The following is a 346-nucleotide window of genomic DNA, read 5'->3' as shown; positions in this document are numbered from 1 at the left end:
TCCAGGATATGAGTGAGGCCGCGAAGGCCGCACATGGACGCTATACGCGCGCGATCGCGGCCAATGCACGAATCCTGTCGAGCGGTCAACCGTGAACGACACCTTGCGTGTGGATTGGACAACCTTCTACGAGGCCGCTGCGCAGTGCCATCAGCTCGCCACCGATCTGCGAGCCGCTGACAAGCCTGTGCACGATGCGGTCAAGACGGAATGCGCAGGCATGGCCGGCGACGCCCCCGGATGCAGGCAATGGGGCGAGAAATACGATCAGGTCGCCCTCGACACCATGCAGACCTGCACCAATCTCGCGGACGCGCTCACCAACTTCGGGTACGCGCTCTATGCC

1 pseudogene is annotated in these 346 nt (G+C 63.0%); it reads left to right on the top strand.

Annotated elements, in window-relative coordinates:
- Positions 1-109 precede the first annotated feature (109 nt).
- Positions 110-346, top strand: a pseudogene (locus tag GV790_RS29310) (hypothetical protein); the annotation flags it as partial.

Origin of the sequence: Nocardia cyriacigeorgica, from assembly GCF_010858045.1 — a bacterium.
In the GTDB taxonomy this organism is placed as follows: domain Bacteria; phylum Actinomycetota; class Actinomycetes; order Mycobacteriales; family Mycobacteriaceae; genus Nocardia; species Nocardia cyriacigeorgica_E.
The sequence above is the reverse complement of the archived record's forward strand: the minus strand, read 5'-3'. Positions and strand labels throughout refer to the sequence as shown.